18 protein-coding genes are annotated in these 17220 nt (G+C 43.2%); 9 read left to right on the top strand and 9 right to left on the bottom strand.

The features are described from left to right. Window position 1: 1 nt before the first annotated feature. Window positions 2-244: an acyl carrier protein gene (locus AC2D6U_RS01970; RefSeq protein WP_484719257.1), complete on the top strand. Its 243-nt coding sequence runs from the start codon at window positions 2-4 to the stop codon at window positions 242-244. Here the strand turns inward: AC2D6U_RS01970 and AC2D6U_RS01965 are convergent. Next, entirely contained in the window at window positions 238-798 is a 561-nt protein-coding gene (locus AC2D6U_RS01965) for a hypothetical protein (protein ID WP_484719256.1), read from the bottom strand. The two genes, AC2D6U_RS01970 and AC2D6U_RS01965, sit on opposite strands and share 7 nt — an antisense overlap. A gap of 126 nt (window positions 799-924) precedes the next feature. Between AC2D6U_RS01965 and trxA the strand changes: the two genes are divergently transcribed. The 3 genes from trxA to AC2D6U_RS01950 all read left to right on the top strand — a co-directional run bounded on the left by trxA (window position 925) and on the right by AC2D6U_RS01950 (window position 2725). Continuing rightward, on the top strand, window positions 925-1293 hold the full coding sequence (gene trxA, locus AC2D6U_RS01960) for a thioredoxin (protein WP_484719255.1): 369 nt from the start codon (window positions 925-927) through the stop codon (window positions 1291-1293). Between the two features lies 1 nt (window position 1294). Then, entirely contained in the window at window positions 1295-1675 is a 381-nt protein-coding gene (locus AC2D6U_RS01955) for a DUF302 domain-containing protein (RefSeq protein WP_484719254.1), read from the top strand. 63 nt (window positions 1676-1738) lie between these two features. Further along, entirely contained in the window at window positions 1739-2725 is a 987-nt protein-coding gene (locus tag AC2D6U_RS01950) for a bifunctional methionine sulfoxide reductase B/A protein (protein WP_484719253.1), read from the top strand. A 181-nt stretch (window positions 2726-2906) separates the two neighbouring features. Here AC2D6U_RS01950 and AC2D6U_RS01945 read toward each other — a convergent pair whose 3' ends face one another. From AC2D6U_RS01945 to AC2D6U_RS01935, 3 genes are all read right to left on the bottom strand, one after another. Beyond that, window positions 2907-3191 carry a hypothetical protein gene (locus tag AC2D6U_RS01945; RefSeq protein WP_484719252.1) on the bottom strand — a complete coding sequence of 95 codons (285 nt, stop codon included), beginning with the start codon at window positions 3189-3191 and terminating at the stop codon, window positions 2907-2909. Between the two features lie 159 nt (window positions 3192-3350). Next, window positions 3351-4868, bottom strand: a complete 1518-nt coding sequence (locus AC2D6U_RS01940) for a sodium/proline symporter (protein WP_484719251.1) — start codon at window positions 4866-4868, stop codon at window positions 3351-3353. A 6-nt stretch (window positions 4869-4874) separates the two neighbouring features. Beyond that, the gene (locus AC2D6U_RS01935) at window positions 4875-6260 is read right to left on the bottom strand and encodes a pyridoxal phosphate-dependent decarboxylase family protein (protein WP_484719250.1); all 1386 of its coding nucleotides are present in this window, start codon (window positions 6258-6260) and stop codon (window positions 4875-4877) included. Window positions 6261-6393: 133 nt separating this feature from the next. Between AC2D6U_RS01935 and AC2D6U_RS01930 the strand changes: the two genes are divergently transcribed. Then, the gene (locus AC2D6U_RS01930) at window positions 6394-6930 is read left to right on the top strand and encodes a cysteine dioxygenase (RefSeq protein ID WP_484719249.1); all 537 of its coding nucleotides are present in this window, start codon (window positions 6394-6396) and stop codon (window positions 6928-6930) included. Window positions 6931-6982: 52 nt separating this feature from the next. On the opposite strand, the gene AC2D6U_RS01925 is transcribed toward AC2D6U_RS01930, so the two are convergent. From AC2D6U_RS01925 to AC2D6U_RS01910, 4 genes are read right to left on the bottom strand one after another with little or no spacing between them, the layout of a single operon-like run. Next, complete coding sequence (locus AC2D6U_RS01925; RefSeq protein WP_484719248.1) at window positions 6983-7903, bottom strand: glycosyltransferase family 2 protein; 921 nt, start codon at window positions 7901-7903, stop codon at window positions 6983-6985. Continuing rightward, entirely contained in the window at window positions 7900-9156 is a 1257-nt protein-coding gene (locus AC2D6U_RS01920) for an MATE family efflux transporter (protein ID WP_484719247.1), read from the bottom strand. The genes AC2D6U_RS01925 and AC2D6U_RS01920 overlap by 4 nt, the downstream gene beginning before the upstream one ends. A gap of 11 nt (window positions 9157-9167) precedes the next feature. Beyond that, on the bottom strand, window positions 9168-10103 hold the full coding sequence (locus tag AC2D6U_RS01915) for a GNAT family N-acetyltransferase (protein WP_484719246.1): 936 nt from the start codon (window positions 10101-10103) through the stop codon (window positions 9168-9170). Continuing rightward, complete coding sequence (locus AC2D6U_RS01910; protein WP_484719245.1) at window positions 10100-10489, bottom strand: sugar 3,4-ketoisomerase; 390 nt, start codon at window positions 10487-10489, stop codon at window positions 10100-10102. The genes AC2D6U_RS01915 and AC2D6U_RS01910 overlap by 4 nt, the downstream gene beginning before the upstream one ends. 68 nt (window positions 10490-10557) lie before the next feature. Here AC2D6U_RS01910 and AC2D6U_RS01905 point away from each other — a divergent pair, with 68 nt between their 5' ends. Genes AC2D6U_RS01905 through AC2D6U_RS01890 form a run of 4 tightly spaced genes read left to right on the top strand, consistent with a single transcriptional unit; the run spans window position 10558 to window position 14864 of the window. Continuing rightward, entirely contained in the window at window positions 10558-11451 is an 894-nt protein-coding gene (locus tag AC2D6U_RS01905; protein WP_484719244.1) for a hypothetical protein, read from the top strand. After that, complete coding sequence (locus AC2D6U_RS01900; RefSeq protein ID WP_484719243.1) at window positions 11448-12059, top strand: IMPACT family protein; 612 nt, start codon at window positions 11448-11450, stop codon at window positions 12057-12059. Before AC2D6U_RS01905 ends, AC2D6U_RS01900 begins: the two co-directional genes overlap by 4 nt. 2 nt (window positions 12060-12061) lie before the next feature. Next, window positions 12062-12592 (top strand): GNAT family N-acetyltransferase, encoded by a 531-nt coding sequence (locus AC2D6U_RS01895; protein ID WP_484719242.1) that lies wholly within the window; start codon window positions 12062-12064, stop codon window positions 12590-12592. Window positions 12593-12650: 58 nt separating this feature from the next. Further along, window positions 12651-14864: a hypothetical protein gene (locus AC2D6U_RS01890; RefSeq protein ID WP_484719241.1), complete on the top strand. Its 2214-nt coding sequence runs from the start codon at window positions 12651-12653 to the stop codon at window positions 14862-14864. Here AC2D6U_RS01890 and AC2D6U_RS01885 read toward each other — a convergent pair. After that, complete coding sequence (locus tag AC2D6U_RS01885) at window positions 14833-17196, bottom strand: ABC transporter permease (protein WP_484719240.1); 2364 nt, start codon at window positions 17194-17196, stop codon at window positions 14833-14835. The two genes, AC2D6U_RS01890 and AC2D6U_RS01885, sit on opposite strands and share 32 nt — an antisense overlap. Window positions 17197-17220 lie beyond the last annotated feature (24 nt).

Genomic DNA, 17220 nt, shown 5'->3' with positions numbered 1-17220 from the left:
AATGAGTACAGTTCAAGAGCAAATCACGACCATTCTAGTTGACAAAATTGGAATCGCCCCTACAGAAGCTACCCTAGATGCCAATTTTATAAAAGACCTTGGAATCGACTCACTGGATTATGCTGAGATTGTGATGGAGTTCGAACAAACCTTCGACATCAGAATCCCTGACAGTGATGCGGAAAAGCTACTGACCATAGGTCAGGCCGTGAGCTATATCGAAGACAAGGTTCAAGCTCAATAATAGATCAAACCCTCATCAGGATCACCAACCTGCTCCGCTTGATTGTTCTTGAATCGCCAGGTGATGTACAAGGCTAAAATGGCGTCTAGTTGATGCCCGTTTTCAGGAAGTGCTGCATATTCACAAGCCCAATCAAGGCTACTCAATATTTTTTCGTAGGCCACTGTTTTCTGCTTGTAATTGAATTCCTCAAATGACTTTGCACGGGCTAGGGCGCCCGGATAGACCTCAATCAGTGGAACTTCGAGTTGTGCGTTAAGCTTCATTGCGCGCGCAGTCAGTCCCCCGAGAAACATGGGAGACATGGCCCTTAATTGCCGATCACACTGACGATAAAAGTAATCCTCCCCTTTTCCTTGATACACAGAAGGTAAACTTAGCGGTGCATCAATTCCGACAAGAGACGGTTGGAGTCTATTCATTTCGCGACGAATCATCTCATCAGCATCTTGTTTTTTGTCAGAACTGATCAATTGTATGACATTATCACTACCTAAACTGGCAATTACTGTAGTCCCTGCCAATTTACTTCCATAGTCTATTCCAACGAGCATAAGTAAAAGACTACCGATTAAACAATATGTTTAAGACCGCCTGCTTTGTAACTCATGTTACACTTAGAAAAAAGGTAGGGAACTCCTTTTTGCCTATTTTCCTTATAGCTGCATAACAAGAAAATTATGCCAACAAAAAACTTAACATTAGCCGATTTCAAAGCGCATGTTTTTGACTTCGAAAACGAAAAAGAATGGAAATTCAAGGGTGAGAAACCAGCAATTATTGATTTTTATGCCGATTGGTGTGGTCCTTGCAAAATGGTGGCTCCGATCTTCGAAGAACTTTCTAATGAAATACCGGCAATAGACATCTATAAAGTAGATACAGAGGCAGAACAGCAATTGAGCGCCATGTTTGGCATTCGTAGCATCCCTAGCATTTTATTCATTCCAGCTGACGGCAGACAGCCCATGATGCAAGCTGGTGCACTTCCTAAAAATGCATTGGAAAAGATCATTGAAAAAGAGTTGTTAAACAAAGAAGAAGCATAAAATGGCCATCTCAACAACTATACAAGCCAATTCTTTGGGACAGCTTGAAGAACAATTAACAATAGCGTTTAAAGAAATTGGTTTCGGTGTTTTGCATACCATCGATTTTCAGCAAACGCTGAAAGAAAAGATTGGTGAAGACATTGGAGAATACAAACTCCTACAGATCTGTAATCCAGGCTTGGCCCATCAAGCCATTACATTGGAGCCGAGTATTGGCATACAATTGCCATGTAACGTGCTGGTCAGACGGAAAGGAAACGAATACGCCATTGATGTTCAAAGCCCTCAAGACTCTATTCCATCGAATTCGCCAAGGGAACTTCTTCAAATGGCAGAAGAGCTCAGTGGGAAAATTGAGGTACTTCTGGCCACTTTGTAAAAATCTTGTGGAAGGTCGAGAACCTTCAGCTTCCTAGAACTGTTTAGCGTTAAACATTAAGAAATGCTAACCTGGATAGACGTCATTAAATTTGCAAACAACGGCAGCCCAGCTCCTGACCGTAGGGTAGAAAAATCCACTACCGAATGGCAAGAATTACTCACTACTGAGCAGTTTCAAATTGCCAGACAAAAGGGAACTGAACGCGCCGGAACAGGTGAATTCTGTGAACGACATGAGCCAGGCCTCTACGGCTGTGTATGCTGCGGCACACCTCTTTTCGACTCAAGAGAAAAATTCGATTCTGGATCTGGTTGGCCAAGTTTCACGCAACCTGTTGCCGAAAACGCGATCAAATACGAGAAGGACACTAGCTTTGGCATGACCCGCGTGGAAGTTATGTGCAATGTTTGTGATGCCCATCAGGGACACGTATTCCCAGACGGGCCAGCGCCTAGCGGTTTGCGCTATTGTATCAATTCAGCTTCCATGCAACTCTTATCGACTGAATCACTAACGGCCACAGCAATTATTGGTGGCGGTTGTTTTTGGTGTACAGAAGCAGTTTTTCAGCGCATCAAAGGAGTGGTTACTGTTAAGTCTGGTTATGCAGGAGGTATTATTGCAAATCCAACGTACCGAGAAGTGGTCAGTGGCAGAACGGAGCATGCTGAGGTCATCAAAGTGACCTATGATCCGAATGAGCTAAGTTATGCTGATCTGTTGCGCATCTTCTTTTCAACCCACGATCCCACCACACTGAATCGACAGGGCTATGATACGGGCACCCAGTATCGCTCAATCGTCATTGCTCGCAATGAAGAAGAACAAAAAATCGCTGAAGAAGTAAAATCAGAACTCTCGGCCCTGTTTGATGATCCTATAGTGACCGAAATTAAAGTGGGCGATGCATTTTATAAAGCTGAAGCAGACCACCAGAACTTCTATAATGAACATCAAAATCAACCCTATTGTATGGCGGTCATTAACCCGAAACTTCAGAAACTTAGGACCATGTTTACTGATCGATTAAAAGATCCAATGGACTGATCTCATTCATAGAGACTATCATAAGGCCTTTTTCGATAGGTGTATTGTCTTTTTCTGTCTAAGAAATAACTGATGCCAAATCGAAACCCATTTGAATAATAAAGCTCCTGATTGAAGTATTCAAATTGGCCATTTAAGTGCACGTGTTTCTTGATCGGGAAGGAAAATGTTCCTGTAAACCTTACAAACGGCCCTGTGTAGCTATCATAAAATGCGCCCCATCTGCTCTAAAATAAAGTGAACCTGGTTGCTGATTTCCATATGTCCACGCTAATCCACCCCCAACATAATACCGATCACTGACTACCCAAAAAGGGTTTCCATTTTCTATGTTCGCATTGGCGGTTGAAACGAAGCCTTCTGCATAAGGCGAGAATCTAGAGCATGCTTTAGGTTTGATATTGTATAAGAGTTTTGCATTCAATGCCGCTTCCACTACCCCGGAGTTGAAGTTGTAATGTGTCAATCTTATCCTTTTCTCCTTCTTTCAATGCATAAAAAATAATGGTTCTTCAAGGCAATTCATTGACCTCTTATAAACGTGTAGAATATATTCAGGGAATGTCGCGCATCAAAGCCTTTCAACTAAAAATACGGTCTTCAATACGTTATTTTTGCTGATTTTTCAGGACTCCTTTTCTTGCATTGCGACATCAGGTAAGTGTGTTGGTGGATAAATTCTTGAGAAGATAAAGGCGACAAGCATTCCAATGGCAAAAGAAGGACCTAAAACATCTAGTTGAACAAAGTACTCGCCAATGCCTTCGATGGGTTGTATGACAAACTTAAAAATACCTACGGATAGGAATCCGGCAATCATAGCGGCTATAGCACCTTTTTCTGATAAGCCTTTCCAAAACAACGAGAGGATGATCACAGGACAAAAAGATGCGGCAATTCCCGACCAACCAAAAATAATCAACCAAAACACGGTGTGATTCGGTGCAATGACTGCGATGATCATGGCGATGGCCAACGCCAATAAAGCCATGACCAGCGTTACTTTTTTCGACAAGGGTCCAAGGTCTTGATCAAGCGTGTCAGGTCTGAATATTTTCTGATAAAAATCTCTTACAATAGCACTTGAAGCAATCACCAAAAGAGAATCGATGGTGGACATGATCGCAGAAAGGACAATGGCGACATAAATGGCAGCAACAAAATACGGGAGGAAGTTGTCGGTTAACATGCTGAGAACATTTTCAGCCCCGCCGCCCAATATCATTTCCGGATCTTGACCGTTTTCAGTAAAAATTATCCTTCCTAAAATGCCGATGGTTACGGCGGCAGCATCCGTTAACAAGGTAAAGACCACAGCCACCCATTTGCCCTTGTCGATCTGGGCTTCGTTTTTGATCGACATAAAGCGCACATAAACCTGTGGAGAACCCAGAAATCCGAGCCCAATAAAAGCAAAGCCCAACATGGTCGCCAGGTTAAACCAAGGGTCTTCGCTGGTACCAAACCAATTGGTCAAAGTAGGATCGATCGAATGCAAGCTTTCCGTAATGGCGACAGGCCCGTCCAAGGAGAAAAAAACCACAATCGGGAGCAAGACAAGTCCAAGGAACATGAGCACACCTTGAAACAAATCAGACCATACGGCAGCAACAAAGCCTCCAATAAAGATGTAAGAAAGCACGATCAAAAATCCAATAATCGCACCCCAATAGTAGTCTATGCCGATCATGCTCTCAAAAGCCTTACCGGTGACATCGATTTGAGAACTCACGTAGATGATCACAAAAACAGAAAGTATGATGGAAGCGACGATTCGAATGGTGTGCTTGGTCGACTTGAAATGACTTTCAAGATAATCAGGCACTGTAATGGCACCATAATCATCCGTCTTTCGTTTAAATTTCTTAGCCATGAACCACCAAGAAATGGCAACTCCGAGCACTTCGCCAACCACTACCCAATACGCAGAAAGACCTGATAAGGCGCCCATACCGGTCAATCCGATCAACAGCCAACCTGACTCTCCCGTTGCTCGGGCAGAAAAGGCTACCGCTAGAAAACCCAGTTTCTTCCCACCAACATAGAAATCGCTCATGCTCTTAACGCGGCGAGAGGCCACAAGACCAATGACAAATAAAATCGCTACGTATAGACCAAGTACAACCAGCTTAGTGGGTTCCATATCAGGTTATTGGTTGATTTGCGCTATGAACACTTCTTCGTTTTCTTCAACAAATTGCTCCAGTACCCTGAAGAAATTCAGAATATCTTCTTTCTCATTTTGTGCATTAATGGTCACCAGGCGTATAAAGGTGTCTTCCCTGAATGTGCCATAGCCGACCATTAGCTCGGCATGCTCATACAGGGCGGTACAAACATCCTCAGCCGGAATGTCTTTGTAATTAAAGCAGACCGAAACGGATTCATCATAAGAATAGAGGGTATAATCCGGATGATTTCTTATGTAATCAAGCGCAACATCGGCCAACAAAAACTGCTGATCAACAATTCGTTGGAGTCCCTTGGTCCCTACGCTTTTCCAAAGAGTCCAGAATTTAAGGGCATCATTTCTTCTTCCGCATTGTAATGACATTTTCCCCAGGTTGAATTCATCGTGGTCTGTTTGGTACAAATAGCTCGCGTCATTTGAGAAAGAATCATGGAGGTGCTCTTTATTCTTTGCCACGATGATCGAACAGGACAGCGGTGTACCTAGCATTTTGTGAGCATTAAAACTGAATGAATCAACCAACTCTACTCCATCAATCAGGTGCTTGTAATGCTCACTGAAGAGCACGGATCCACAATAAGCCCCATCGACGTGTAACCAAATATTGTGTTTCTTACATATCTCCGTTGCCGCTCGGATGTCATCAAAGGCACCTAAAACAGTGGTTCCGGCTGTGCAATTCACCATAATGGGGAGAAATCCTTCTTGCACGTCATGCTCAATCATTTCTGCTAAGCTTACCATGTCCATTCTGCCTTGTTCATCAGTAGGTACTTTTCGAACATGGTCCCTTCCAATCCCCATAAAGGCTGCATTCTTTGGGATACTGTAGTGCGATTCCACCGATGTATAGACCGTCATTCTCTCTGTAACACCCTCGAATCGAATCTGATCATTTGCAGCATCTCTGGCCATCACCATGGCCATGTAATTGGTCATAGACCCACCAGGCGCGAATGTTCCGTCTGCTGCCCTATCCCATCCAATGAGATCACACACCTTTCTCAGTATAACCTTCTCGACGCCAATTTGAGGACCTGCGGCCTTGTAGGTATACATACTATTGTTCAGCATGACCGCTAACAACTCCCCTAGAATGGCATGCTCATTCCTTCCACCAAAGAGTTGGTTAAAAAAGGCATTCGTTCCTGTTCGAGGGGTTTTCATGACTAAGTCTCTAAGTGCCTCCTCAAACTCAGAAGAAGGGCTACCTTCTTCAGTAAGCTCAAGATCCAGCGTATCAAAAAGCTCTTCTGCAGGGATAAACTCCGCCACGGGATGCTCCTTTTCGTCTTGTAATAGATCTTCCGTTATTTCCGTGAACTTTTCTAGTGTTTTCCTCATATCAAGGGGTAGATTTTACAATAAGTCTGTTTTTTAGTACCTTCGGTTATATCGTGTAACCATTCTCCGCCCGGATCTTTTGCAATCGTGTTGAATCCTAACCGAATCGGGGAGAATCAAATAGAGTTTATTCATGGATCCTATCACCTCAGTACAAGAACTAATAGAAAATTTTGATGACGCCGATCCCTTAGAACAGGTTAAAATTATCAAAAATATAGACATTCCCCTAACCGACCTGCTAGAATACGCTTCTTGGAAACCAAACGACTACACAAGAAACTGCCTGGCGCGAACAGAAGATTACGAGTTCATTTTATTGTGCTGGGATGGCAGCTCCGAAACAGCCGTTCACGACCATGCAAACCAAAATTGCTGGGTCTACCAATTAGACGGTACAGTAGTAGAAACACGTTATTCCGGTGACACCCAAGAATTACAAGTAGCATCTATTGGGACCTTATCCCCAGGACAAATCAGTTACATGAACGATACCTTGGGCTATCATAAAATTGAGAATAGATCGAATAAAAGAGCCATGACACTTCATGTTTATGTCAAACCCATTGAAGCCTGCCAAGTATTGAACGAGGATACAGACAGATTTGAAATGAAAGAAATGTGCTATGACCAAGTCCACGAAATTGGCGTCAATGAAGTAAATATCTAGAACTAAAGGAGTTTAATCTGTTTTTTCTCAACAAAAGCAGGTCAACTCATGCCTAACGAATCAGTTGAAATTTTCCCTTTTGCCATCGAAAGGCTAAGGATTTAAGCGTTAATCGCCCACCTGCCTGGTCGATCAACTCTACGTATTGGTCTGCTAATTCCTCTGCGCCATATTTAACACATTGCCGGTATTCATAATTTATCCGTTCATACAAGGCCTTGAGATCGGCTTTCGTTTTGCACAAGTGAAACGCCTTACTACAGACAATGAATGCCGACTGCATCTGTTCATTGTAATGATGCAAATGTCGCTGAGCGGACATCGACGTCAGTAATTTCCGCTTTTGGAGCGTCACTTTATTCAAATACGCAAACTGCCAATGGCGTGAGGCGCGCACCCACAAATCAAAATCTTCATAGGCTAATGTTTCATCATATCCGCCTAACTTATCCAACATGGATTTTCTCATGACCATGGTCGGCGTACAAATGAAGTACCGCCGTAAAACCCACTGAAAAACATCTCCATGTGGAACGGCTTTGATCATTCCTTTCTCGAAGAGTATGTCGTTGTGGTACCCGATGACCTTGCTTTCATCGTCGATGTAGGCGGCATTGCTAAAAACCAAGCCCACTTCATCTCCACTTGCTTCAAGCACTTCAACGGAATGGGAAATGAAGTGAGGCAATAAGACATCATCCAAGGCAAAGTCGATGACATATTGACCACTTGCATGTGCGAGTCCTTCATTGAAGGTTTTGGTGTAGCCACGATTCACCTTGTGCTTGATGAACTGCAACTGTTTGGAGGAAGTAATTCTCTCGAGTTCTACTACGGAATTATCTGTACTTGCGTCATCGATCAATAAGATCTCTAAATGATCATAACTTTGATTGAATAATGAGTCAAGCGCTTCTTCCAAATAAGCGGCATGATTATAAGATATGGCAATTACGCTGACTAATGGTTTCATCTGAACAATGACCTCCTATTCAACCAAAGCAATAGAAAGAAAAATCCAACGTATCGAAACATGTAGGCAATGGTGAGGGCTTCTAATTCAAAGTGATCGATAAGTACCGTGATCAGCACCACATAGATCAAGGCTGAAAACAATTGTGCAAAGATGTATTTGATGGTTTCTACTCTCGCACTGAGTAAGTAAGCCAAGAGATAAGAGAGAATGGAGAAGAAATCACCCACCACCTGATACTTCACCAAATAAGCTCCTTTCTCAAACCCGTTGGCAAAGAAGAGCTTAAGCACAAATTCCTTGTTCAACCAATAAATACCCAAAGCGATGACGCTGACAAAGCAAACAAACCCCATCACGCGCAACACATACGACTTCAGTTCACCGTGCTCATGAATTAAGGAAGCCATTTTAGGATAGTAAACCACACCTACCGTTCCGGTAAAGACCAGCAGGTAGCTTGTGGACATTTTTGCAACGGCCTGCCAGTAACCCGTTCTTTCTAACCCATAAAGATCGATGACGTAATCGCGCACCATAAAGTCTAAGAAACGACCAAAAATGATGGCACTTACCGCCATGGCCAAAAACTTGAATATTCTGCCTAATGCGCGTTTGTTAGGTTTCCCAACAGACAAGCGATAGGTCTTCTGGTTTGCCAGAAGGTAGACCAGGGCACAGAAAAACATCAATCCATAACCCAGCGCAAAACTCAATAAGGCTTGATCTTGATTACCGGACTGAATACCGAGATAGACCGCTCCTACCAACAAGATCAATCCAATGATATTGATGATGGCATAGGCTCTTACTCTTCTTAGGGCAAGAATTACAGAGTTCAAATAACCCGATAAGAGCATAAGCAAAACAGCCGGAATAAAGATCGTCAAGAAACGTGAAGCGCTTAGATCTTGTATGAAACGATTGAAAAAGAAGTCGCCTTGCCACACATAAAGTCCTAAGAAAGTCAGCAGGTAGATCGTCAATGTAACCCAAATACCGGATTGAAAAACCTCCTTTTTTTCTGCTTCTGATAACTTTGGATCCGACCAGTACTTCATGATCCCTCGATTGACCCCTTCACTTGGGACTAAGGTGAAAAGTGAGGTTAAATTCTGAAAATGGGAGAGTAAGGTCAGCCCTGCCGGGCCTAGGTAAATGGAGAATAATTTATTGATCGTCAACCCTCCTATCGCACGAAACGCTACGGCTGTAAACGACCACGAAGAACTCTTAAGAAAATTGGATTTCAATTCCGCCCTGTTTACAACGAAGTTATTACTTTTTGAAGAGAAGGTGCAATAAAAGATTGGGCCCCTAAATTTTCCTTAAAGCGAAACAACCCTTCATTCTTCTCTTCCGACACATAAGAAGTCCCCAAGTTCAACCATTTAAACCCTTGTTGTTTGGCCCATGCATAAACTCCACTCGTCAAGTAAACCAAGGGGGAATATCGGTTATAGGATCTAAGATGTGCCGGTGCAAACTGATAAAGCATTTTTCGATCTTCCATAACCATAACGGAGGCAGCTATTAATTTAGGCCCATCCCAAACCCTGGCACCCACATAGTGAGCTGGAAATGCTTTTTGATACTCACGCAATTGCTCCCAATTCATCGAGAAATCATAACCCAAAATACTGCGCTGTTCTGTCACAAAGTCTAATACTTCCTTCAACTTAGAAGCAGGAGCTAAATCAAATAGAAAGCCTTTTTCTTCTGCTTTTTTCAGTTTCCTCCGCTCCATATCGTGCAGTCCCACCATAAAATCACTATTCAGCGAACACATTTGGTATTCGCGCTGCCTTATGGTCGTAAAACCTAAGAGTTCTAACCTCTCTAGAAAGGCTGTATCCATTGCCGTCATCAAAGGAGATTGATGAATCACTAATGAAGAAACACCCTCTGCCCTCATCAACCGAAGCACCTCCAAAACAAAAAAAAGTCTGTTCTCAATGGCCACTGTCTCATGGAAAGAAAACCCACCGAAGGGGGCTGTCGTGTGGGAGATGGCTTTTCCTTCAGAAAGCTGAAAGCAGACATGACCTTCAATGCGCTTATTCCCCTCATCTATTAGGTAAAAGTGCTTGCGAGGCAAGTCATTGTTGATCGATTGAAACTTCTCCTGATCATATAAAAACGGATCAAAGGACCAGTCAAGGCTGTTTTTCAATTCCTGAACAACGCGCAGTGATTTCATTGAAAATCCGCTTTATCTCGAATGTAGTCTTCTTCATCAAAAACTTCAGAAGCCATGCCAAGCAATACGGCTTGATGCGAGAACTCCATTTCACCCCACCACATAGGAGGAATGATCAAGCCTTGGTGAGCAGGGTCCAACCTAACCGTAAACTCTTCATCCTGAGTCGACTCGAGTCTTACCTTGGCTTTTCCCAGTAAACAAACGATCAATTGAATGTCAGTTCGATGGGCATGGCCTCCTCTTTTTTGGTTTTCGGGCATCTCATTGATCCAATAGATCCTTTTGACTTCAAAAGGAATCTCGTGTTGAAATTCAGTGAAGCACAATTGCCCTCTTGGATCGATGATCCGTTTAAAGTTAATCACACGAGGTTCTAAGGGCATTTCCATCTAATTAAGAAAAGAGACTCTTGAAGTAAATAAAAACTGATTCGGAATACTAGTTTTACATCATGATCTACGTGCTATTGGCCGTTTTATTGAATGTCTTGATCTTTCTTGCTTTTCGATCGTTCAGTCGATTTCGCATCGACACGTTCCCTGCTATCTTGACAAATTATGCCGTTTGCGTCATCACCGGAGTCCTATTTGTTGGTCCTGAACAATTACTTCGATCGAGTGATCCCACTGCTCCTTGGTTTATTTCTGCGGTCTTTCTAGGCCTTTGTTTTATTAGTACTTTTTATTTGATGGCCCGAACTACACAAATTCGTGGAGTCGCCGTTGCAACGGTAGCCAGCAAAATGAGCCTGGCCATTCCGGTTTTTTTTAGCCTATTCATTTTCAAGTACGGTACAGATGATCTTAACCGATGGCACTACCTTGGCATATTGCTGGCTTTTTTAGCCATCATTTTGGTCACATTCAAGAAAAAAGAGGACATCCCTCGTTCCAACATTAGACGGCTAGGCCTTCCACTTGCAGTATTCTTTTTAGGAGGACTGATTGACACCAGCTTGAATTTCGTCAATCGACAACTCATCAATGAGCAGTTAAGTGCTGTATTTCCTATTTACATTTTTCTTTTTGCCTTTTTGATCGGCTTGGCATTCGCTCTGATAAAAAGAATACCCTTCGGACTAAAAGAGTTGATTGGCGGAATCTATTTAGGAATACCCAATTACTTTTCGGTGTACTTCATTCTAAAGGCGCTTTCTTATTTTGAAAATAATGGTGCACTTGTTTATCCCACTGTCAACGTAGGGATCATCATCTTAGCGACCTTCAGCGCCATTCTACTCTTTAACGAAAGACTCACCAAGATCAATTGGATTGGGCTTTTTGTTGCTATTTTGGTGATTTTATTACTGAGCCATCAGGAGATGTTAACCTATTTGTTTAGATGATCGATAAGTACAGAACCATAAAGCAGCTTTCAGAAAGTTTATACAAAGAGAAAGGCAGTAAATTCATAGGTTTAGCGACACCGGTTCATTCTGAGGAAGATGTAAAGGAAATGCTGGAAGAATTCAAAAAACAGTATTATGACGCTCGGCACCATTGTTATGCTTATGCGCTCGGGCAAAAAGGTGAACAGGTCCGAGCAAACGATGATGGAGAACCCAATCACTCTGCAGGCGACCCCATTTTAGGTCAAATTCGAAGTAGAGAATTGACCAATACCTTAGTCATGGTGGTTCGATATTTTGGGGGCACCAAGTTGGGGGTAAGCGGATTGATAAATGCCTACAGAACCGCTGCGCAAGATGCTTTGGACGCCAATCAGATCATAGAGGTAGACATTCGAGATGTTGTCCTCTTCAAATTTGCCTATGAGCAAATGAACGAGGTCATGAAATTGGTGAAGGACTTCGACTTAAAGATCAAGGAACAGCAATTCGAAATGACTTGTCGTCTTGAGGCCACTTGCCTCATCAGTAAAACGCAGGAGCTGGCAGCACAAGTAAAGCTTTTGAACGATACGGGAACACCCATTGCTTTTACCAAACGTTAACGATGAACAGCTACCAATTCCCACTGACTTCCGCCACTCTTTACTACGACTACCTAAGCTATAAGGACCTAAAAAGTTGGGAGAAATTCTTCCTGAACAATCCAGACCTGCGGTTTGTGGGAATCGACAACCCACAAGCTGCTCCAATTGAATCCAAGAAATGGATTGATAGACAAATGGCCCGTTACACAACGAGTGGCCTAGGCATATTGGGTGCGTATAACCAATCCAATCACCAATTGGTAGGTAATGGAGGGCTCATTTGGCGAGAAAACATTTTAGGAGAGGATGTTTATGAAATTGGGTATTCCGTAATTCCCGCTTATTGGGGTAAAGGAATTGCCTCGGAAATCGCAGAGCGGTTTATGGAGTATTTTATTCGCCATGAACTCGGGTATAAAGTAATATCTACAATAGCTATCGAGAATTTTGCCTCCCAACGTATCGCCTACAAAAATGGTATGACTAAGGGCGAACTTTTTGAATTTCAAGGAGCCCGATGCTTTCAATTCTATAGAGAATTTAACCGCTAATAAGAAAGCAAACCCAGCCTTTCCCCCTTTTTCTTATCTTTCAATATACTCAGACTACATGCAGAGATTCTTTAAAAAACTTAAAGAGGACTATCGTTTCAAAAAAAACGACAGTTTTCTGATCGGAGCCTATTTGGGACTATGGGCATTGTGTTTGTTCATTCTTGCCATGGGAGGCTATTTTTTCAGAACAGGCCTATCACCGTGGTTGCAGGTGTTCGTTTATGTGCTTATTGGTTTAGTAGCCTTCTATGCCTTTCGATGGATTGGTGCCTTGGTTCATGCCATTTTTACAAGGATCTCGGGTCGTTTTGTGATGTTGATCTTGGCCACGGTCGCAACGTTTTGGTTGGCCACCGAAATTCGTTTTAGCTGGCCCGGAGCCGTCTTCCTTAAATCCATGGTGTTGGCCATGACCAGTGCAATACTGATCGGAAGTGGCCTATTTTCAGCATTTCGTCACAGAACAGGTAAAGGACTCTATTTGAGTTTTGCAATTATCGGCATGGCATGCGCCTATTTCTCCCTTCGGCCGATCCTTCAATCCGGAGAAGACCCTTTTCCATTGGAGCCCAAAGACTACTATCCATCAGATCGGCAATCCTTTGCTTTACCTGACCCCTCACAAAAAGGTTCGCACGAGGTACGCTATTTCACTTATGGAAGTGGCAATGATATACGAAGAGAAGAATTTGGAACAGATGTTACCTACACCACTGAATCAGTTAATGCCTTACCGCTCCTACCGGAATGGAAAGGAAAACGAAAAAAATGGAGAGAAAGGTATTGGGGCTTCGGTATTGAAAACGCTCCTATCAATGGCCGCGTTTGGATGCCTGCCGAAGGAGATCAGCTGCCCTTGGTCCTGATCGTCCATGGCAATCATGGCATGGAACACCACAGCGATCCCGGCTATGCCTACCTGGGTGAATTGCTGGCAAGTCGAGGTTTTATCACAGTATCTGTGGATGAGAATTTCATCAATGGTACGTGGTCGGGTGATTTCAGAGGAAAAGAAATGCCTGCACGAGCTTGGCTACTCTTGAAGCATCTAGACCAATGGAAAGTATGGGCACAAGATGAAGAGTCGCCATTATTTCAAAAAGCCGATACAGACAATGTCATCTTGATCGGTCATTCAAGAGGTGGAGAGGCTATCTCGATTGCGGCAGCTTATAACCAATTGAGCCATTTTCCTGACGACGCCTCCGTTGCCTTTGACTTTAACTACGGCATTAAGGGCTTGGTCGCCATTGCGCCTACCGATGCTCGTTACTTTCGCCGTATCGAACTTCAAGACATAAGTTACTTGTCTCTTCAGGGCACATATGACGCAGATGAAGCAAGCTTTTTTGGTCTTCGGCAATATCAACGCATAAGCCTACCTGATTCAAGCGAACATTTCAAGGCAGGAGTCTTGATACACAAAGCCAATCATGGGCAATTCAATTCGATCTGGGGCAGAAGAGATTTTGGCGAACCCTCCGGTTGGTTCCTCAATACAGGCGCCTTAATTCAAGGCGAAGAGCAAAGGCAAACCGCTAAAGTCTTTATTTCGGCCTTTGCGGAGCGACTATTTAATCAGCAGGCCTATGACCCGATTTTTGAACAACCTTACTTGGTCAGCAACTGGCTACCCGAAACCGTTCTCTTGGGAAATTATCAACGACCAAACACAGATTATTTGTTAGATTTTGAATCAGATTTGAACCTTGTCAATGACCAACATGTTTCAATCAATGCCTCCAATTTCTTGGTCTGGCGAGAGGAAACATTGACCATGCGCGATGGTGGCAATCAAGGCACCAATGCTGTGATCCTAGGTTGGGACGCAGATAGCCTCGGCACAGCGACATATGAATTAATACTTAAAGATTCCATCTTATTGAGCGATGTTGAATCTCTTACATTTAGTATTGGACGCACAGATGCCTCAGATCTAAAACTAGAAGGAGATGAACCCATTGACTTCAGTGTGTCACTCGTAAGCGATCAAGACACCATGACACTCCCCACACTCTCCACAGTAATAAAACCTGCTCCTTTGCTCAAGGTAAAATACATGAAGCTCAAACAAATGAATGGTTCTTTTGGCGATGAATGGGAGTTGAACATGGAAACTGCCGCCATCCCCTTACAGATTCCTCAGGAAAAAGAAGTCTGGTTGAAAAAACTGCAGTTTGTGTTTGACCAAAGCACCAAAGGCATCATTGCGTTGGATAATATTGGACTCAGAAAAACTATTCGGTCCGAAGAGAAACAGCCGGATTAGCAGTTGCCGCTCTTCTTGCCTGGTTCATAACGATCAGCAAAGCAAAAATCAAGGCGACCAAACCTGTTAAGGCAAAGATCCACCAATCAATGGTTGTGCGAATAGCGTAGCGCTGAAGATATCCATCCAATAAGTAATAAGCCACGGGAGCCGCAACGACAAAGGCCATCATTACGAGCTTTGCAAAATCGATTGACATCAACCCTACCAAATTGGGCACAGAAGCGCCTAATACTTTACGTATTCCAATCTCTTTCGTACGTTGCTCAGCCGTGTAAGAAGCCAATCCAAATAAACCGAGACCTGTGATGAATATCGTCAGCAAGGCAAAAATGGTGGATAGCTGCTTTGTAAGGTTGATGGCAGTATATTTCCGCTCAAATTCTACATCCGTAAAACTATAATCAAATGGGTATGCCGGATTATGCTGTTCAAAAACCTCCTGTACTTGAGCCATTGATGCTTGGATATCCGTTGTCGGTTTTAATCTGATCATTACAGAACCACCCCAGTTGTCCAAAACCATGAACATTGGCCTTACCTCTTCGTAAGGAGAACCCATCAAGATGTTGTCAATGACGCCAATCAGCGTTCGCTGTTGCCCCCAAAGATCGAGTTGTGTGCCAATCGGATCTTCCAACTGCATCAGGTCCAAAGCAGATTTGTTGATTACAATCGCTGTGGAGTCTGAGGCAAAATCTTTTGAAAAATCACGCCCGTATAACATTTCAGCACCTACCGTTTTTGCATAGTCATAGGTTGTCGTTATGGTCACGAACATCACTTTCTGTGCTTCAGGCTTGCCTGGCCATCCAAGGAAATTATTGGAATTGATCTGTGTCACGGTACTATTGGATCGTGTCATACTCACCACCACACCGGTTCGATCAAGCGCCTCTTTGATCAGATCGTAATGCTCGTCGATATCTTCCGTTAAAGAAATGGAAATCAAACCATCTTGCTCATAACCCAAGTCACGTGACCGTGCCAGATCGATCTGCTTCAAAATCACGAGCGTGCTAATGATCAAAACCACGGCAAAACCAAACTGAAGCATCACGAGAATTTTCCTAGGCAAATTGGCGTTCTTGCCAACACTCACTTTTCCTTTAAGTGTTTTGATCGGATTAAAGGAAGACAGGTATAGGGATGGGTAGCTACCCGAAATAATACCTGTCAGGAAAATAACCCCCAAGGAGAATACCCAAAACTCAATTTCTATCAAATTGAGAAAAAGGACCTTATCCACCAGTTGATTGTAGGCCGGTAACACCAGCAAGACCAATAACAATGCAACTAGGTAAGACAAAGTGGCGATGAACAGGGACTCCCCATAAAATTGAACAATGAGTTGACCTCTCTTTGACCCCAAACATTTTCTGACACCTACTTCTTTTGCTCTTCTTTCAGACCTAGCCGTAGCCAAATTCATGAAATTGATACAAGCAATGACCAAAATAAACAAGGCAATGATCGTAAATAACTTGACATACTCGTGTTGTCCGCCAGCCTCAACACCATTTTCAAAGTAAGAATGCAAGCGCCAGCGCGGCATGGGATGAAGAAAGAATTCTCTGGGTACATCCGTCTCACCTTTTTCTGTCAAAATATCTTTAATGCCGGCTTCAACTTCTTCGCCGTCTGCTGTGCCAGCAGTTTCAACAAACACTTGAAAAGAGTAATTCCCCCAATTGGTTTTGTTGTTGACCACCCATTCTTGAATGGCCTCACGGTGTTTCCAAGGAATCAGATAGTCGAATTGAAAGCTTGAATTCTGAGGAACATCTTCTAAAACTCCTGTGACCTGAAGCGTACTTTCATCATCTACTTTGATAAACTCTCCTATGACATCTAGTCGATCAAAAAGTGCGAGTGCCACTTCTTTCGATATCACAATGGAAGAAGGATCTTGCATGACTTGATCATGCTCCCCGCTGATCAGCGGAAATTCAAACATCTGAAGAAACTCCTTACTGGCAAAATAGCCCTGCTTCATCAATCGCGTCTCTCCAACTGTCAAGAGTCGTTCGGCTCCCCATCCCATGACACAAGAATTAACGATCTTGGCATTTGCGGTCTTCATTTCCTCATAAGTAGGTAAGGGGACTGAGTTCCACGACTGAATAGCTCCATCAAATTCGGCATTCACCCAAACCTGGTGTAGTTTTTCTGCCTTCGGAATGAACTTATCAAAGGATGTTTCATCCTGAACCCATAGAAGGATGAGCATTGAACAGGCGATACCAACAGATAAGCCGGAAATGTTAATGACTGAGTAAAGGGTATTCCTCCGTAGGTTACGGAGGGCTACCAGAAGAAAATTTTTGAGCATTTGACCTTATTGTTCGTGTTTGAC

This window comes from Roseivirga sp. YIW32 (genome assembly GCF_057219245.1).
This window is presented reverse-complemented; position numbering and strand designations above follow the sequence as displayed.